Origin of the sequence: Pseudomonas cavernicola, assembly GCF_003596405.1 — a bacterium.
Taxonomy (GTDB): domain Bacteria; phylum Pseudomonadota; class Gammaproteobacteria; order Pseudomonadales; family Pseudomonadaceae; genus Aquipseudomonas; species Aquipseudomonas cavernicola.
In genome coordinates, this window is record NZ_QYUR01000002.1 from 2,546,235 (window position 1) to 2,562,840 (window position 16,606).

The window sequence follows — 16,606 nt, forward strand, 5'->3', positions numbered from 1 at the left end:
ATTAATCGCTGCGGGCAAAGCATATGCTTGCCAGTGTGTGATGGCGTTTGGCTTAATGCGTGCTAGCTTGCAGAATTCGGATTGCAAGCATCCAAGGACTAGGAATACACGAAAAATGTGGTTAGGCCGCTGGATTGCCCTGTTAACGATTACGCTAAGCCCTTTGGCATTCTCGTCTGAGATTAGCTGCAAGGTGGTCGCCATCAGCGATGGCGACACCTTCACATGCCTTGATGCGTCACGATCCCAGATCAAAGTACGCATGGCCAATATCGACACCCCCGAAAGCAAGCAGCCTTACGGCCAAAAGGCCAAACAAGAGCTCAGCGAGCTGCTGTTTGGAAAGAGGCGGAAGCAAAGACAGGTACGGGCGCACTATCGGGCATGCCTATGTTGACGGCGTACATGCCAACCGAGAAATGGTTGCCCGGGGTGCCGCTTGGGTGTATCGCCAATACAACAGCGATCAATCCCTGATAGACCTGGAGCAGTCCGCTAAGGCCGCACGGCTCGGCCTATGGGGGTTATCAGAGGCTGAAGTAATGCCGCCATGGGAATGGCGAAAAGCAGGTAAAACAACTACAGGCCACCTTCGGGTGGCCTTTTAGCATTAGCGGGTAATACTTCTCTGTATAGGTGGGCGTGTTGCTGGTGGCGCGCGCCGCGGGGAGGTGTGAGGTGAACAAGCTATCAATTGTGGGTGCCGGTATGGTGGGTGAGGCGGCGGCTCAGATCATCGCCCGGGAAGAGTTCTGTCGTGAGTTGATGTTGATTGATGTGCAGGGTGAGTTGGCACAGGGCAAGGCGCTGGACGTCTGGCAGGCGGCAGTTGAGTCAGGTTCTGATACCTGGGTTTACGGCGGGTCCAATGCCGAATTGCTGCAGGATTCTGACCTGGTGGTGATTACGGCGGGTGTGCCCCGCAAGCCTGGTCAGTCGCGTCAGGATGTATTGAGTATCAATCTGCCAATTCTCGATAGCATCATGCTGGATATTAATCGTCATGCTCCGGCGGCGACGGTGTTGGTGGTGTCGAACCCGGTCGACGTGCTGACCTATCGGGCTTGGTGTCTCAGTGGGCTGGGACGCGACAGGGTGTTCGGGCAGGCGGGGGTGCTGGATACAGCGCGCATGAAGTGTTTCATTGCCGAGGAGACAGGGTTTTCTGCTCGGGATATCACGGCGCTGGTGCTGGGAGGGCATGGCGATAGCATGGTGCCGCTGATGCGATACTGTGCGGTCGGTTCGGTGCCGCTGTCTCACTTCCTGTCCAGTCAGCAGATAGAGCGGATTGTGGAGCGCACACGTCAGGGTGGCGGCGAGATTCTGGGTTTGAAGAAGCTGGGGAGCGCCTGCGATGCGCCGGGCGTGGCAATTGCACAGATGGTGGATGCTATCGCCAATGGGCGAAACCGCATTTTGCCGGCGGTCGCGATTCTCGAGGGCGAGTACGGGCGAACAGGTATTGCCATGGGTGTCCCCTGTGTGCTGGCAGAGGGGGGGGTTGCGCGGGTGATCGAGTTGTCTCTGGATGCGCAGGAGCAGGCGATGTTCGACCGCTCTGCAGATCAGGTGGTGCGTGATATTGCTGAAATGAATGCTTTGTGAGCGGGGGTATATGAGGGGGTTTTGCGCTTCCTCGCGGTCACTCGGTTCGGCGGCGTCCAGGGCGTTCTGCGCATGGATGCGCAGCACCGCCAGCGGGGTGCGCAACTCATGAGCGGCATCGGCGATAAAGCGCTTCTCCTGGTCGAGCAACTGGTTGACTTGCAGCAGCAGACGATTGAGCGACGCGCTGATCGGTTCCAGCTCACTCGGCAGCGGAGCCAGCAGCGGTGCATAGACCCCGCCGATATTTTCCAGCAGGGTCGCCAGCGGCAACACGCAGAGGTGCCGTTGCTCCTGGCAGGAGGCGTTGGCCCGATACAGGCAGTCGCGACGGTGAATCAGGGACGTGATATCGCAGCATTCAAGCGACTGGCTGCGACGGGTAAGTCACTCGATGAGGCAGCGCTTTGCAATAGTTCAACACCGCTTCGTAGTCTTCTCTAACCTCCAAGCGCATCCAGTGCGCGCAAATATGGCGCCCTCGAGCTAAGGGGGCGCCTGAGTTTCTGCTTTAACTTCAGCGCACATTACGGGTGTTCGATGCTCGTCGAGTGTTCTCTGTGGTGCTGACCCTGTGCGGCGCGGCTCGACCAACATAATCCTTCATGTTGCAGCGTGGTATGACGATGATCGCCACGGTGTGTGAATCGCCCCTGAATAAGTGGACATTCGATGGCCGCTTTTGGCCGATCTGAGACAGTTGGCGACGAGCTGGATCGTAACAAGTGGCAGATTTCGATTGGAAAGGCTGGTGGGTTTGACACAGGAATCACCGGCGATTTTTATCGGAATACGCAGGCTGCAAAGGTCGGACGCCGGGTTTCACCCAGCGTCGCCTCAGGATACGGGATACGGATCCGGCCCACCGCTGCCGTGGAAGGCGATCACGGGTTGGTGCTCCGGCGCACTTCTTGCGCTCCAAGCGGGGCACGACATGCACCCCTCCCTCAAGAGCCCCTACCGTGTTGTGGAAGACGGATCACTACCTACTACAACGTACCCAGAAACTCCTTCCATGGTGTGCCTTGCAGGGTTTCGGTCGTCGAATGCCCATAAGCGCGGATGAGCATGGCCGCTTTCTCGACCTGCTTGACGTCACTCGCCTCCACGATATCGACCACATCGAACCGCCCGAGCGTGGCGTAGCTTTCCTTCCAAGTGACCTCGGGGCATTCGCTCCTGATCTTTTCCGCCACGGTGGCGGCCAGTTGTTTGAAGTCGTTTGGATCGCGGAATGCGTCTGGGGAAAAACGGCTGAGAATCACGTACGTAGCCATGGAACACCTCCATTCGGCTGAGGGACGTGGGAACGTGCGTCGTCGGGACGAGCGCACGGGAGGGGCGAATCTGCTGGCAAAGAGCGATGCCTCCCCACCTCACTTTTTATTGTAACCGTTGCGGGAATAGTGCACCGAATAACCCTTCAGCCGGCAACCTCGCCGAGCCTTGGTTGCTGAGTGACGGAGGCGCCGCATGCGGATGCACCACTACGGCCATCCGATGATCGTGGCGAACTGCGGCGGCGCCGAACGCATTGCATCCGGATCAAGCACACAGCATGCGCACTAAACAAACCTATCCGGATTGGATACTTTTCACTCCATGACAATCGTCATTTGACGAGAGGACCAGTGCAAATTTTTGTGTTTCGGTGACAGGCTGCTGCTGGCCGATCTCTGCCTGTCACTTGACTCACAGACATGATGGTCTAGTCGGATGCAGACAGCTGGTCAGATGGCATGCAAGCACTTGGTCAAGTCCATGCAATTGCGCCATCAGGGCTACGTGGGCTTCTCGTCGTTATTCAAGTCCAGCACGGTGCTCGCCGGGGCCGTTGGCGGCGCTGGCGGCTCCTGGCTGGCCAGCGGTTCGGCAACCGGCAGTGACTTGGCCTGCTTGCCACGCAACCGATTGATCAGCCAGATGCCACCGGCAATCACAATGAACCAGAACTTCTTCAGCAGCAGCAACGCCCCCGCCAGCAACCCTACCTTGGCCGCTACCTTGCCGGCGATCAGCGCACCCAGGCCATACGCGGCAACCTTGTCCAACTCCGGATTGAAGTCGGCGTAGCGGTTGCCATCGTTGAACTCGGTCATGGCCAAAACGCCCGGCAGGTTCTGCTCGATAGCGGCCAGTTGCCCCATGTCGGCGACAAAGTTCAGCACCAGCACGCCCTTACGGCCGAGCACGCGAATGTTGTAGTTGAGGGTGTTGTGCTCAGCCTCGCCGAATTTCAGCTCCTTGGCCCAGTACAATTTTTTGCCTTCAGCGTCGTAATGCGGCTTGGCCGCCCAGCCGATCAGGGCAACTGGCTCGTAACCCTGTTCACTGCGCCATTGGTTGTTGGCGATCGAGTCTTCCTGCATGCCTTTGAGCATTTCGTCATAGTCGATGTCCGCCGCGTCCTCGTCGGAGACGTAGCCGTTTTCCTCGTACTCGATGGTCACAGCCCACGACTCGCCCTCTAGCGGGGAAATTCCGGCGGGCAAGATCATGCCCAACGGCAACGGTTCACTCGGCGGGTTACCCCAAGCCTCTGTCAGTACCCGCTCGGCATCAGCACTATCGAGGAAAACAAATTGCTCCGGCAGATCCAGAGTGGCCAGGTTATCGCCGATGACGACTTTCCCCGTCTGTGGGTGCAGGCTCTTGACGAACTGCTCGGCCGTCAGGGGCGGGTCTTGTTCGGCGGCACTGTCAGCGGCCTGTTCGGCAGGTTCTTCTGCGGCTTGACTGGTGAGGGCAAAGGGAATGGCTGCAGCCAATAAGCCAGCCAGGATCAGCTCCTTGATCGACATCGGTAACTCCATGGTAGGGGGAATAAAGCAGTAGAAAAGCTTAGCAAAACCGGCAACTGTCAGCCGGCAGAGCACAGTATCAGGCTCGGCACGCTGTTGGCCTACGCGGCCAGCATCAGGGCTGTGAGGCGATGGCCTTCTCCACTGCGGCAAGCAAATCTTCGTCATCCGGTTTGGTCAAGCTGGAGAAGCTGGCAATCACCTTACCCTGGCGATCGACTACATATTTGTAGAAGTTCCAGCGTGGTGCACCGCTCTGCTGGGTCAGGTCTTTGAACAGCGGGATGGCCTGATCTCCGGTGACCTGCTGTGGCTCGGTCATGGCAAAGGTGACGCCGTAATTGACGTAGCAGATTTTGGCGGTCTCGGTAGAGTCGGCGGCTTCCTGCTTGAAGTCGTCCGAAGGCACACCGAGTACCTCCAGGCCCTGCCCCTGATAGCGCTTATACACGGCTTCCAGCCCCTTGAACTGCGGAGCAAAACCGCAATGGCTGGCGGTATTGACCACCAGCAAGGGTTTGCCGGCAAAGCGCTGACAGAGGTCGATGCTCTCCTTGGCCCGCAGTTTTGGCAGCTCGCCCTGCAACAATGGCGGACACTCGGCAGCCGACAACGGGCCGGCCAGAGCAGCGAGCAACAGTGAGAAGACAAACTTACCCAAGGTCATGACTTACATCCTGGAAGAGCGAACTGGTAAGCAACGCTACTCGCCCTCTCCCGTCACAGCAATCGGCCGCATGTAACTCGCTGGGCACGGCCTAAGAACCTGTTCAAGATCGTCGCGAGCGCAGGTCAGGGCCGCACCCGTTCTCGAAAATGCTCCCGGCATTTTTCCTACCTCCCCCATCCATGGGGTCGCCTACGGGTAGCGGCATTCCCCACATCCATGTGGGTCACAAGGCGTAACAACAACAGGCAAGGAAGCGGAGTTTACGCGTGGTAAATGAGCATGACTCGCTTCGCTCGCCCCTGCGGGGCCGCGCTAAAGCGCGTTAGCCGCAAGCGGCCTGCCGAGCCTGTTTTCAACGCCGCATGACCAAGCGCAGCAGATATTGAACAGGTTCTAACAGGCACCCATGCCCAACTGCAGCAACGCCAGCCCGCCACGCTGCCAGCCCCACCAAATCAACGTCAGCACGATCAGCACGCCAGCGAGCCCGAGCGACCAGCCTATCGAACGTTTCATGCCGTACTCACCTCCGCTTGCAAACGCGCCACCGGCTGCTCCCGCACCGGCCAGTTGAGCGCCGCCGCGACCACGCTGAGGAAAATGGCAATCTGCCAGACCAGATCATAACTGCCGGTACGGTCATACAGATAACCGCCCAGCCAGCCGCCGAGGAAGGCGCCCAACTGGTGGAAGAGGAAGACGATGCCGCCGAGCATCGACAAGTTACGCACGCCAAACAGCGTCGCCACTGTGCCATTGGTCAGCGGTACGGTGGACAGCCACAGCAACCCCATCGCGATACCAAAGGCGTAGGCACTCCAGACGTTCAATGGCGCCAGGAAAAACCCGGCAATTACCAGCGCCCGCGCCAGGTACAGCGCGGTAAGCAGGCGCGGTTTCGACATCCGCCCGCCGAGCCAGCCAGCGATGTAAGTCCCAAATATATTGAACAACCCGACCAGCGCCAGCACCGTGGTCCCCGCCTGCGCCGGCAGATGTTGATCGACCAGGTAAGCCGGCAGGTGCACCCCGATAAACACCACCTGAAAACCGCAGACGAAAAAGCCCAGTGCCAGCAGCCAGAAACCGGAATGGCCGGCTGCCTCTTGCAACGCCTCCCGCAAGGTCTGCTCATGGCCCAACAGCGGCAACGGCCGATCACGCAACATACCCACCAGCGGCACGATCAGCGCGACCAATGCGCCAAGGGCTAGCAGAGCCGCCGACCAGCCCAGCCAACCGAGCAAACCCAACGTGCCCGGCAGCATGGCGAATTGGCCGAAAGAGCCCGCGGCACTGGCGATGCCCATGGCCATGCTGCGTTTCTCGGCCGGCACCGCGCGGCCAACTACCCCGAGCAGCACCGAAAAGGAGGTGCCGGACAGGCCAATCCCGATCAGCAGACCGGCACTCAACGACAGCGACCAGGGCGAGTCAGCCAGCCCCATCAACACCAGCCCGGCGGCATACAAAACGCCACCGACCAGCACTACCCGCGACGCGCCAAAACGGTCGGCCAACGCCCCGGTAAAGGGCTGCGACAAGCCCCAGATCAGATTCTGCAAAGCGATGGCGAAGGCAAATACCTCACGCCCCCAGCCAAATTCCGCACTCATCGGCGCGAGGAATAGGCCAAAGCCATGGCGGATGCCCAGCGACAACGCCAGAATCAGCGCCGCGCCGACTAGAATCCATGCACTTGCCCGCCAGGTTGCCGTCATCATCTTCTCCAAATACGGGTATATACCCGCGTAATCGCGCAAAAAATTAAACGATGTTTTCCAAATCATCCAGCAGCAACATCAGTGCTTCGCGCTTGCCCTCGCCCAGACGCGAGGCCAACTGCGCCTGGGCGCTCTTCCAGGCCACCTGCGCCTGAGCGATGCGCTCACGTCCGCTGGAGCTGATCTGCACCAGGCGACTACGTTGATCCTCGCCATCACCCAGAACAATCAGACCTTCGGCTTGCAACAGCTTGAGATTGCGCCCTAGCGTGCTGCGATCCAGGCCCATGGCTACGGCCAGCTCGGAAATGCTCGGCTGGTCCAGCCGCTGTAAATGGCTCAGCAGGGAATACTGCGCAACACTCAAGCCGATATCGCGCAGGGCATCGTCATAGAGTCTGCTCACGCTACGAGCCGCGCGGCGCAGTTTGGTGCAAAGGCATTGGGTCATCAACATAACTGCGTGTATATACCCGCAATCTACAGCAGGTCAAGCCTAAACAGCTTGATCGTCGACCCAGGTTGTCGCTCAGCGGTAAGCCAATGCCAAGCTCAGCAATACCGCACACTCAACCAGTTCCACCATCGCCCCCGCCGTATCACCGGTGGTGCCGCCAAGCCGGACGATCATCCGCCGCCGCAGCCAGGCAAACAGCAGCAACGCGCAAGCCAGCGCCAGTAATCCCACCCAGCCCAACAGCAGCATGGCCAAGCCATGTGCGCCGAGCACCCACGGCAGCGTCTGCCGCGGCAAATGCTCAGCCAGCGCCTGCCCCAGGCCACCGGCGCGCACATAGGGCGTGCAGAGGAACAGCAACGGCAGCAGCGCCCGTGCCAGCCAGGGTGCCAGCAGCAACGCCGGCCCCTGGCCTTGCTCGAGCAGCGCCACCAGTGCGGCGAACTTGAGCAACAGCAGCAGTACCAGCGTGACCACCGCGACAGGCCCACTGCGTGGGTCTTTCATGATCGTCAGGGTGCGTTCCCGATCGCCCAGACCGCCGAGCCAGGCATCGGCCGTGTCCGCCAGACCATCCAGGTGCAGCGCCCCACTCAACATCACCCAAACCGCCAACAACAAGGCCGCGTGCAACAGCAGCGGAGCGTCGCTGAGCACTGCGCTCAAGCCCCAGAGCAACGCGCCCAGCACTACACCCACGGCGGGATACCAGAGCAGCGAGCGCCCCAGTTGTTCTGGCGTCGGCATGCCAGCCAGGCGAATCGGCAGACAAGTGAGAAATTGCAGGGCGATCAAGAGTGGCTGCATCGACATGTTTTAGTGCTCGTGTAGAGCAAAAGGAGTGACGACGCCCAACTGGAACAGAGCGCCGTGCCCTACTTCCACCTGCAACAACTGCTCACGCGGCAGACCGCGCGCTTGGGCCAGTAGCAGCCGCATCACGCCACCATGGGTAACCAGCAGCAGGCGCTGACCGGCGAAACGGGCCGCCAAACGCTCGATGGCTGCCAGCACGCGTTCGGCGAACTGCTGCATGGATTCGCCCTCGGGTGGCGTGAAGGCGTAGGGATCGGCCCAGAACAACCCGAGTTCCTCGGCCTGCGTGTCCATCAATGCCGCCGCACTGCGACCTTCCCAGGCGCCGAAATGCAGTTCGCGCAGATCGTTTTCCAGTTGCAACTGCACACCTTGCTGCTTCGCCAGTTCTCGGGCGAAGGCCGCACAGCGTTGCAGCGGCGAGCTGACGATCAGATCCCAAGGCCCGGCGTCAGCGACCGCCGCGCGCATCTGCGCCCAGCCGCTGGCGGTCAGCGCGTCGTCCAGACTGCCGCGAAAGCCGCCGCCCAGTTCGGTTTCACCGTGGCGCAACAAATCCAGCTGCAGGGTCATGCCGGGCGATCAGCCACAGCGGCTTCGGCAAAGGTCGCCATGTCGCTGTGCAGACGACAGGCCAGTTGCAACAGCGGCACCGCCAAAGCCGCCCCGCTGCCCTCGCCCAGGCGCAAGCTGAGCTGCAACAACGGCTGCGCCTGCAGGGCTTCCAGCACCGCCTGATGCCCCGGCTCAGCGCCGCGATGGGCGAACAACAACCACTGCCGGCAAGCGGGATTGATGCGCACCGCAAGCAGTGCCGCCACGCTGCAGATAAAACCATCCACCAGCACCGCCAGACCCTGCTGGGCGCAGGCCAGGTAGGCACCGACCAGCGCGGCGATTTCAAAACCGCCGAGGTGTTGCAACAGCGCCAGCGGCTCGCCCAGATGGGCCTGATGCAGCGCCAGCGCGCGCTCGATCACCGCCGTTTTATGCGCGACGCCAGCCACATCCAAGCCTGTGCCGGGTCCGACCATGAGCCGCGCTGGGCAGCCCAACAAGGCACAGGCCAGAGCACTGGCAGAGCTGGTGTTGCCAATCCCCATCTCGCCGCCGATGTACAGCTGGGCGCCGGCATCCAGGGCCCGCCGCACGCTGTCGCGCCCGGCTTCCAGGGCGATCAAGGCTTGTGCCCGAGTCATCGCCGGGCCTTGGGCAAAATTCTGCGTACCGGCACCAACCTGCAAATGCCGCACGTTCGACAAGGGCTCCAGCGGCACCGCGGTGCCCAGGTCGATGACCTCCAGGGCGGCGTCCAACTGCCGCGCCAGCACGCTGATGGCCGCGCCACCGGCCACGAAGTTGCGCAGCATCTGCCCGGTGACCGCTTGCGGATAGGCCGAAACACCCTCCGCCACCACGCCGTGATCAGCGGCAAAAATCGCGATCCACAGGCTATCGACGCTGGGCCGCTCGCGCCCCTGCATGCCAGCCAGGTCAATCGCTACCTGCTCCAATTGGCCGAGCGAGCCGGTCGGTTTGGTCAACTGCTGCTGGCGCGCCGAGGCCTTGTTGCTGGCGATAGCATCCAACGACTGACACGGTGCATCCCACCAGGACAGACTCATAACGGCACTCCTTTCAAAATCATGGGTAAGCCGGCCACGCTGAAAATCACCCGTTGACAGCGTTCGGCCAGGGCCTGATGCAGCCAGCCCGCCTCATCGACATAACGGCGGGTCAGCTCGCCCAGCGGCACCACACCCAGGCCGGTTTCGTTGCTGACCAGGATGATCCGCCCTGGCAGTCGCTCGATAGCGGCCAACAGCGCCTCACGTTCAGCCGCCAACCGTGCCAGGTCGTCCAGCATCAGCAGATTGGTCAGCCAGAGCGTCAGGCAGTCGACCAGCAGACACCGGCCCTCGGCGGCGTTTTCAGCCAGCACACGAGCCAGTTCCAGCGGTTCTTCGATCAGCCCCCACGCCAGCGGGCGGCGTTCGCGGTGGTGCTGGATACGTGCACTCATCTCGCCGTCATGCGCTTGCGAGGTGGCGATATAGGTCACCGGTAGGCCGCTCTCTGCCGCCAGCCGCTCGGCCAAACGACTTTTGCCGGAGCGCGCACCGCCAAGGATCAGTTCAAGCATCTAAAAGCTTCTCCGTAGGGTGGGTGCAACCCACCATGGCATTCACATGAAAGCTCGGATTGGTGGGTTGCACCCACCCTACAGTTCCCGATTACCCAGACAGGCCACACAGTTCGCGCAACCGCAAGCAGTCCAAGTGTTCCTCGACCAGATCGGCCAGCCGCTCAAGATCGCGCTCGCGCAGGGCGTGGTAATCGACCGGCTGGACGTCGCGCAAACCGGCCCAGCGCAACAAGGCACTGCAGGCTGCCGGCGCTTCAAACAGGCCGTGCAGGTAGGTGCCGAGAATCTGCCCATCCACACTCTGCGCGCCATCGCTGCGACCATCGCTCAGGCGCACCGCGGCAGAATCCAGCGCTGGACCGCTAGTGACGCCGGCATGGATTTCGTAACCGCTCACCGGCGCATCCTCCAGACACAAACGGCCCTGGACATTGCGCAGCTGTTTTTCCGCTGCCAGCACGGTGTCGAACTCCATCAGGCCGAAACCCGGGCTGGAGCCCGCCGCGCCTTCCAACCCGAGCGGGTCGTGCAGGTTGCGGCCGAGCATCTGCAAGCCGCCGCAAATCCCCAGCAGTTTGCCGCCATAACGCAGATGCCGTTGCAGCGTTTCTTCCCAGCCATTGGCTCGCAGAAACGCCAGGTCGGCACGCACGCTTTTCGAACCGGGCAGGATGACCAAATCCGCCGGCGGAATCGGCTGCCCCGGCGCAACGAACTGCAAGTCGACCTGCGGGTGCAGGCGCAGCGGGTCGAAGTCGGTGTGGTTGCTGATCCGCGGCAGCACCGGCACCACCACCCTCAGCACGCGCTCGGCCTTTGGCGTCTGGCGTGTGTCGATGGCGTCTTCGGCTTCCAGATGCAGATCGCTGAGGTACGGCAGCACGCCGAGCACCGGCTTGCCGGTCCGCTGTTCGAGCCAGTCGAGGCCCGGTTGCAGCAGGCTCAACGCACCGCGAAAACGATTGATCACGAAACCCTGGACGCGCGCCTGCTCGCTTTCGGACAACAACTCCAAGGTGCCAACCAAGTGCGCGAACACCCCACCCCTGTCGATATCGGCAATCAGGATCACCGGGCAGTCAACCGCTTCGGCAAAGCCCATATTGGCGATGTCGCCAGCCCGCAGGTTGATCTCCGCTGGCGAGCCGGCGCCCTCCACCATCACCACCTGGTAAGTGGCACTCAAGCGTTGATGGGATTGCAGCACGGCCTGCATCGCGACCTTTTTGTAGCCGTGATAAGCCGCCGCTTCCATGCTGCTGATGGCGCGGCCGTGGATGATCACTTGCGCGCCGGTGTCGCTGTTGGGTTTCAGCAGCACCGGGTTCATATCGGTGTGCGGCGCCAGACCACACGCCTGAGCTTGCACCGCCTGAGCGCGACCGATTTCACCGCCGTCGGCCGTCACCGCGCTGTTAAGCGCCATGTTCTGCGGTTTGAACGGAGCCACCGCGACGCCCTGGCGTTGCAGCCAGCGGCACAGCGCGGCGACCAGGGTGCTTTTACCGGCATCCGAGGTCGTGCCCTGGACCATTAAGCTATTCATGAAAGCTCCAGCCGATAGGCCTGCAACGCTTGCTCGAGACGGGCCCAGCCCGCCTCATCCGCCGGCAGGCCAAAACGCAGGCTGCTGCTTTGCACTTTTTCTACAAGCGGCTGCACGAACAGCCTGACCAGGATCCCGCGCCGGGCGAGAAAATCCTGCAACACTTGCGCCTCGGCGCTCGGCAACCATTGGAACAACGCACAACCACCGACAGGCGCAAAACCATAGCGCCCGAGCAACCCGGCCAGGCGCTGACTGGCCTGGGCCGCGCGCTGGCGCTGCAGCAGATGCCCGTTACCATCGCGCAGGCAGGCTGCGCCAAGCACTCGGGTCGGACCGTTGATAGTCCAGGGCCCCAGTTGTTCAGCGAGCGCCTGCAACAGTTTGTTTGGGCCCAGGACAAAACCAAGCCGGGCACCGGCCAGGCCGAAGAACTTGCCGAACGAACGCAACACGATCAGCCCGTCTCGGCCGCTGCTGGTGGCCAGACTCTGTTCCGGCGTGTTGTCCATGAAGGCTTCATCGACCACCAGCCAGCCACCCCGGCGGGCCAGACGCGCATGCCAGTCGAGCAGCTGTGCCCGCTCGATGAGCCGGCCGGTGGGGTTGTTCGGATTGACCAGCACCAACACGTCGAGGCCGTCGAGGAAGAAGTCGACCTCATCCTCGCTGAGCTCACGGACGATATGCCCGCCCTTGCGCCAGGCCTCGGCATGTTCGGCGTAGCAGGGCGACAGCACGCCAACTTTGCCAGCGCGACGCAGACGCGGCAGCATCTGGATCGCGGCTTGCGAGCCAGCTACCGGCAACAGCTGCGCGGCGCCGTAATAGGCGCGGGCAGCGGCCTCCAGGCCGTCTTCGGTCTCCGGCAGTCGGGCCCAGGCGCGCAGGGAAATCTCCGGCAGCGGCCACGGCCAGGGCGCAATACCGGTAGAGAGATCGAGCCAGTCGGTCTCGGCAATCCCGTACTGACGCGCAGCCAGCTGCAAACGCCCGCCGTGTTCAAGCATAGAGTCGGCCTCCCACCAGCAAGATCAGCAGCCAGAGCAGCACGCCACGGCGCACCAGGCTGACCGCCCGTTCGATAGTTTCCGCACCAGCCGCCGGCCCTTCTCCCAGGCGCGGGCGCTGGTGTAACACTCCGTGGTAAACCGCCGGTCCACCAAGGGCCACACCGAGCGCACCGGCACCTGCAGCCATCACCGGGCCGGCGTTTGGGCTGTCCCAGGTCGGCGCCTGAGTGCGCCAGCAATGCAATGCCAGCCGGGTTTTGCCGAGCAGCGCGTACGTCAGCGCAACCAGCCGGGCGGGGAGGTAATTGAGTACGTCATCGATCCGCGCGGCGGCCCAGCCGAAGCGCTCGAAGCGCGCGTTGCGATAACCCCACATGGCGTCCAGGGTATTGCTCAGGCGGTACAGCACCACGCCCGGCGCGCCGAGCAACACGAACCAGAACAGCGCGGCGTAGACCGCATCGCTGCCGTTCTCCAACACCGATTCGGTGGCGGCACGGGCGACGGCCTCGTGATCCAGCTCGGCGGTCTGCCGGCTGACCATGTAACCGACACGCTTGCGCGCCTCCGGCAGATCATCCTGGCGCAGCGCCCGGGCCACCGGCTCGGCATGCTCGGCCAGGCTCTTCAAGCCGATTGCCGCATACAGCGCCAGCACCTCGACCAGCCAACCGACAGTGGGCAGCAGGCTCAACAGATAGGCCATCAGCGTCAGCGGCAACACCGCCAACACCCAGGCCGTGACCCCATGGCTGCGCCAGCCGCGACCGATGTCTTCATGCCTCATCTGGTTGTGCACATCACCTTCTGCCAAAGGGGGAGCGAATGGCCGGTTGAAGCGTCTTTCAAGTGCATCAGCAAGGCGCCCGAAAGCCACCAGCGGGTGCCAGCTTTTCGGCTCGCCCAACACGGCATCCAGCGCCACACCAGCCACACTCAACAGGGCGATGCTCATGTCCGCTCGCCCCGCTGCCGCTCTTCCCACTGCCGCTCTTCCCACTGATTGTCGAACACCAGTTCGGCCAGCGGCCTCGGCGTGGCCCAACCTTCCTGCTGCAACATCGGCACCGGATAAAACTCCGGCACCGGGCCCAGGCAGAGCACCGCCACCGGTTTCGCCCCAGCCGGCAAGTGGAGCAGCGCGGCCAAGGCCTCGGGGTCAAACAACGACACCCAGCCCATGCCCAGGCCCTCCGCACGAGCAGCGAGCCAGAGGTTCTGAATCGCGCAGGCAACCGAAGCCAGGTCCATTTCCGGCAAGGTGCGGCGGCCAAACACATGCGCCTCGCGGCCTTCCATCAGCGCCATCACCAGCAACTCGGCGCAGTCACGCACACCCTCGACCTTGAGCCGCATGAATTCATCCGAGCGCTGCTGCAATGCCTCGGCCGTGCGCACCCGCTCCTCTTCCACCAAGCCATGAATGGCGCTGCGCAAGCCGGCCTGGGTGATGCGGATAAACCGCCAAGGCTGCATCAACCCGACGCTCGGCGCCTGATGCGCCGCTTCCAGCAAACGCGCCAGCAGCTCGGGCGCAACCTGGCCGCCGCTGAAATGGCGCATGTCGCGGCGCTCAGCAATTGCGCGGTACACCGCCGCGCGCTCGGCTTCGCTGAAAGCGTGCTGGCTCATGCAGTCGACTCGCTCATGGTAAGAACAAGGCCGCAGCCGCCCGGGGATTGGACGGCAGATAGAAGTGAATATAGGAAGCGGTCAGCCGGCCGATCCGGTAAACCGCCTCGGCCGTGCGTTTATAAGTCGGGCAGACACCACGAGCCAACGGCTCCAGGGCACAGTCCAGTTCCGAATAGTGGTAGGTGTGGCCACGCAGGCGCCCTTCCGGCAATTCGATTTCCTGCAGCGCCAGCGCCTTCAGGCGTTTGTGCATCAGCGCCTCGCCAGGCAGCAGGCCGAGCAGCTCGCCGCGCTCACCGTCTTTATCGGTCAGCCCCTTGAGCAGGTAGAGCATGCCGCCGCACTCGGCGTGGATCGGTTTGCCGGCGGCGTGATGGGCATGAATCGCCGAGTTCATCGTCTGGTTCGCCGCCAACTGCTGCAGGTGCAACTCGGGGTAGCCACCAGGCAGATAAAGGCTATCCACCTCGGGGATACCGGCATCCTGCAGCGGCGAAAACTGAATCAGTTCGGCGCCCAGCTCACGCAGCAGATCGAGGTTAGCCTGGTAGAGAAAAGCGAACGAAGTATCCCGCGCGACACCGATGCGCACGCCGGCCAATAACGCTTCGATGGGCTGGCTCTCAAACAGCTCGGGAGCGGCAAAACTCACCGGCGCCGGCAAGCCAACGTCGGCACTCGCGGCCAAGGCATCGGCGGCGGCATCCAGACGGGCATCCAGGTCGGCCAGCTCTTCGGCCTGGACCAAGCCCAGATGCCGGCTCGGCAGTTCGATCGCGGCACTGCGCGGCAAGGCGCCGTACCAGTGGATGTGCTTGGGCAGGCAGTCACGCAGGATCTCGCCATGGCGGATGCTGCCGGTGCGGTTGGCCAGCACCCCGGAGAACGGCAGATCCGCCTGGAACGTTGCCATGCCGTGGGCCATGGCACCGAACGTCTGGGCCATGCCCGAACCATCGATCAGCGCCATTACCGGCACGCCGAAATGCCGCGCCAGGTCGGCGGCGGACGGTGTGCCATCGAACAGGCCCATGACCCCTTCGATCAGAATCAAGTCGGCCTCGCCAGCGGCTTCCCAAAGCAGGCGGCGGCTTTCCACCTCGCCGACCATCCACAGATCCAGCTGATAGACTGGCGCGCCGCTGGCGCGGGCGAGGATCATCGGATCGAGAAAGTCCGGCCCGCACTTGAATACCCGTACCCGTTTGCCCTGGCGCGAATGCAAGCGCGCCAGAGCTGCGGTGACAGTGGTCTTGCCCTGGCCGGAAGCCGGTGCGGCAATCAACAGTGCCGGGCATTGGCGTTCGGCGCTCATACAGAAAACCTCAAAACTCCACCCCTTTCTGCGCCTTCACGCCGGACTTGAACGCATGCTTGAGCATGCCCATTTCGGTCACGGTATCCGCCGCCTCGATCAAGCCGGGTGGCGCACCACGGCCGGTGGCGACCACGTGCTGCAACAGCGGACGACCACCGATATCGGCCAGTACGGTTTCCAGCGACAGATAGCCGTGTTTGAGCGCGATATTCAGCTCATCCAGCACCACCAGGCCGATCTCGGGGTCATTCAACAGCTGCTTGGCAACCGCCCAGGCGGCGACGGCTTTGTCGATATCGCGCTGGCGATCCTGCGTGTCCCAGGTGTAGCCCTCGCCCATCACGTGGTAGCTGACTTCCTCGGGGAAGCGGCGGAAGAACCGCTCTTCGCCGGTACTCGCCGCCCCTTTGATGAACTGCACCACGCCGACCTTCATGCCATGGCCCAACGCACGGGCGACCATGCCGAAGGCCGAGCTGCTTTTGCCTTTGCCATTGCCGGTGTGCACCAGCAACAGACCGTATTCGTCTTGCGCCTGGGCGATCTTTTCATCGACCAGGGCCTTTTTGCGCTCCATCCGAGCCTTGTGGCGGGTATCTCTTTCTGCTGACTCGCTCATCGTTTCACCTCAGAACCTTGCTGCACGTTGAAGGCTGCCAAAAACACTGCTGGAAGCGCGAAAGGGGTGTCGAGACAGACTGGCCAGAAAGAATACCGCCCAGTGTGCGGCGGGAAAATTCTCACCACTGCCGAACAGCTAGGCAGCACTGGCGCCAGAAAGGACTTACTCATCGAGACAGTATCTCCACCACTCTCGCCCACACGACTCGGGCTGGGTAAAGCTCGCGGAGAACAGCAGACGCACAGGCGGC

Annotated in this window: 18 protein-coding genes and 2 pseudogenes; 3 read left to right on the top strand and 17 right to left on the bottom strand. The window is 62.4% G+C overall.

The annotated features are described in order from the left end of the window. Positions 1-262: 262 nt before the first annotated feature. Positions 263-608 (top strand): annotated as a pseudogene (locus tag D3879_RS27615) (thermonuclease family protein). A gap of 70 nt (positions 609-678) precedes the next feature. Continuing rightward, entirely contained in the window at positions 679-1,608 is a 930-nt protein-coding gene (locus D3879_RS12100; RefSeq protein ID WP_119954954.1) for a malate dehydrogenase, read from the top strand. 9 nt (positions 1,609-1,617) lie between these two features. Here D3879_RS12100 and D3879_RS27020 read toward each other — a convergent pair. After that, positions 1,618-1,833: pseudogene (locus D3879_RS27020) on the bottom strand (histidine kinase dimerization/phospho-acceptor domain-containing protein); the annotation flags it as partial. A gap of 57 nt (positions 1,834-1,890) precedes the next feature. Between D3879_RS27020 and D3879_RS27025 the strand changes: the two are divergent. Next, entirely contained in the window at positions 1,891-2,052 is a 162-nt protein-coding gene (locus D3879_RS27025) for an oxidoreductase C-terminal domain-containing protein (protein WP_274381376.1), read from the top strand. Between the two features lie 545 nt (positions 2,053-2,597). On the opposite strand, the gene D3879_RS12115 is transcribed toward D3879_RS27025, so the two are convergent. The 16 genes from D3879_RS12115 to cobO all read right to left on the bottom strand — a co-directional run bounded on the left by D3879_RS12115 (position 2,598) and on the right by cobO (position 16,353). Next, positions 2,598-2,885, bottom strand: coding sequence for a GYD domain-containing protein (locus D3879_RS12115; RefSeq protein WP_119954480.1), 288 nt, complete (start codon positions 2,883-2,885; stop codon positions 2,598-2,600). Between the two features lie 504 nt (positions 2,886-3,389). After that, positions 3,390-4,409, bottom strand: a complete 1,020-nt coding sequence (locus D3879_RS12120) for a DUF2167 domain-containing protein (RefSeq protein ID WP_119954481.1) — start codon at positions 4,407-4,409, stop codon at positions 3,390-3,392. Between the two features lie 115 nt (positions 4,410-4,524). Then, the gene (locus tag D3879_RS12125) at positions 4,525-5,076 is read right to left on the bottom strand and encodes a glutathione peroxidase (protein ID WP_119954482.1); all 552 of its coding nucleotides are present in this window, start codon (positions 5,074-5,076) and stop codon (positions 4,525-4,527) included. A 396-nt stretch (positions 5,077-5,472) separates the two neighbouring features. After that, positions 5,473-5,595, bottom strand: coding sequence for a hypothetical protein (locus D3879_RS27485; RefSeq protein WP_274381370.1), 123 nt, complete (start codon positions 5,593-5,595; stop codon positions 5,473-5,475). Continuing rightward, on the bottom strand, positions 5,592-6,800 hold the full coding sequence (locus D3879_RS12130) for an MFS transporter (RefSeq protein ID WP_119954483.1): 1,209 nt from the start codon (positions 6,798-6,800) through the stop codon (positions 5,592-5,594). Before D3879_RS12130 ends, D3879_RS27485 begins: the two co-directional genes overlap by 4 nt. A gap of 46 nt (positions 6,801-6,846) precedes the next feature. Continuing rightward, a complete protein-coding gene (locus tag D3879_RS12135) occupies positions 6,847-7,260 on the bottom strand; it encodes a MarR family winged helix-turn-helix transcriptional regulator (protein WP_119954484.1) in 414 nt (137 codons plus the stop codon). A 72-nt stretch (positions 7,261-7,332) separates the two neighbouring features. Beyond that, the gene (locus D3879_RS12140) at positions 7,333-8,067 is read right to left on the bottom strand and encodes an adenosylcobinamide-GDP ribazoletransferase (protein ID WP_119954955.1); all 735 of its coding nucleotides are present in this window, start codon (positions 8,065-8,067) and stop codon (positions 7,333-7,335) included. Between the two features lie 9 nt (positions 8,068-8,076). Then, entirely contained in the window at positions 8,077-8,649 is a 573-nt protein-coding gene (gene cobC / locus D3879_RS12145; RefSeq protein WP_119954485.1) for an alpha-ribazole phosphatase family protein, read from the bottom strand. Continuing rightward, positions 8,646-9,701 carry a nicotinate-nucleotide--dimethylbenzimidazole phosphoribosyltransferase gene (gene cobT, locus D3879_RS12150; protein WP_119954486.1) on the bottom strand — a complete coding sequence of 352 codons (1,056 nt, stop codon included), beginning with the start codon at positions 9,699-9,701 and terminating at the stop codon, positions 8,646-8,648. Before cobT ends, cobC begins: the two co-directional genes overlap by 4 nt. Then, positions 9,698-10,219 (bottom strand): bifunctional adenosylcobinamide kinase/adenosylcobinamide-phosphate guanylyltransferase, encoded by a 522-nt coding sequence (gene cobU / locus D3879_RS12155; RefSeq protein ID WP_119954487.1) that lies wholly within the window; start codon positions 10,217-10,219, stop codon positions 9,698-9,700. The genes cobT and cobU overlap by 4 nt, the downstream gene beginning before the upstream one ends. A gap of 91 nt (positions 10,220-10,310) precedes the next feature. Continuing rightward, the gene (locus D3879_RS12160; protein WP_119954488.1) at positions 10,311-11,768 is read right to left on the bottom strand and encodes a cobyric acid synthase; all 1,458 of its coding nucleotides are present in this window, start codon (positions 11,766-11,768) and stop codon (positions 10,311-10,313) included. Next, positions 11,765-12,778 carry a threonine-phosphate decarboxylase CobD gene (cobD, locus tag D3879_RS12165; RefSeq protein WP_119954489.1) on the bottom strand — a complete coding sequence of 338 codons (1,014 nt, stop codon included), beginning with the start codon at positions 12,776-12,778 and terminating at the stop codon, positions 11,765-11,767. The genes D3879_RS12160 and cobD overlap by 4 nt, the downstream gene beginning before the upstream one ends. Continuing rightward, on the bottom strand, positions 12,771-13,736 hold the full coding sequence (gene cbiB / locus D3879_RS12170; RefSeq protein WP_119954490.1) for an adenosylcobinamide-phosphate synthase CbiB: 966 nt from the start codon (positions 13,734-13,736) through the stop codon (positions 12,771-12,773). The genes cobD and cbiB overlap by 8 nt, the downstream gene beginning before the upstream one ends. After that, complete coding sequence (gene bluB / locus D3879_RS12175; protein WP_119954491.1) at positions 13,733-14,413, bottom strand: 5,6-dimethylbenzimidazole synthase; 681 nt, start codon at positions 14,411-14,413, stop codon at positions 13,733-13,735. Before bluB ends, cbiB begins: the two co-directional genes overlap by 4 nt. 13 nt (positions 14,414-14,426) lie before the next feature. Beyond that, positions 14,427-15,731: a cobyrinic acid a,c-diamide synthase CobB gene (locus D3879_RS12180; RefSeq protein ID WP_119954492.1), complete on the bottom strand. Its 1,305-nt coding sequence runs from the start codon at positions 15,729-15,731 to the stop codon at positions 14,427-14,429. 10 nt (positions 15,732-15,741) lie between these two features. Further along, complete coding sequence (gene cobO, locus D3879_RS12185) at positions 15,742-16,353, bottom strand: cob(I)yrinic acid a,c-diamide adenosyltransferase (RefSeq protein WP_119954493.1); 612 nt, start codon at positions 16,351-16,353, stop codon at positions 15,742-15,744. Between the last annotated feature and the right edge of the window lie 253 nt (positions 16,354-16,606).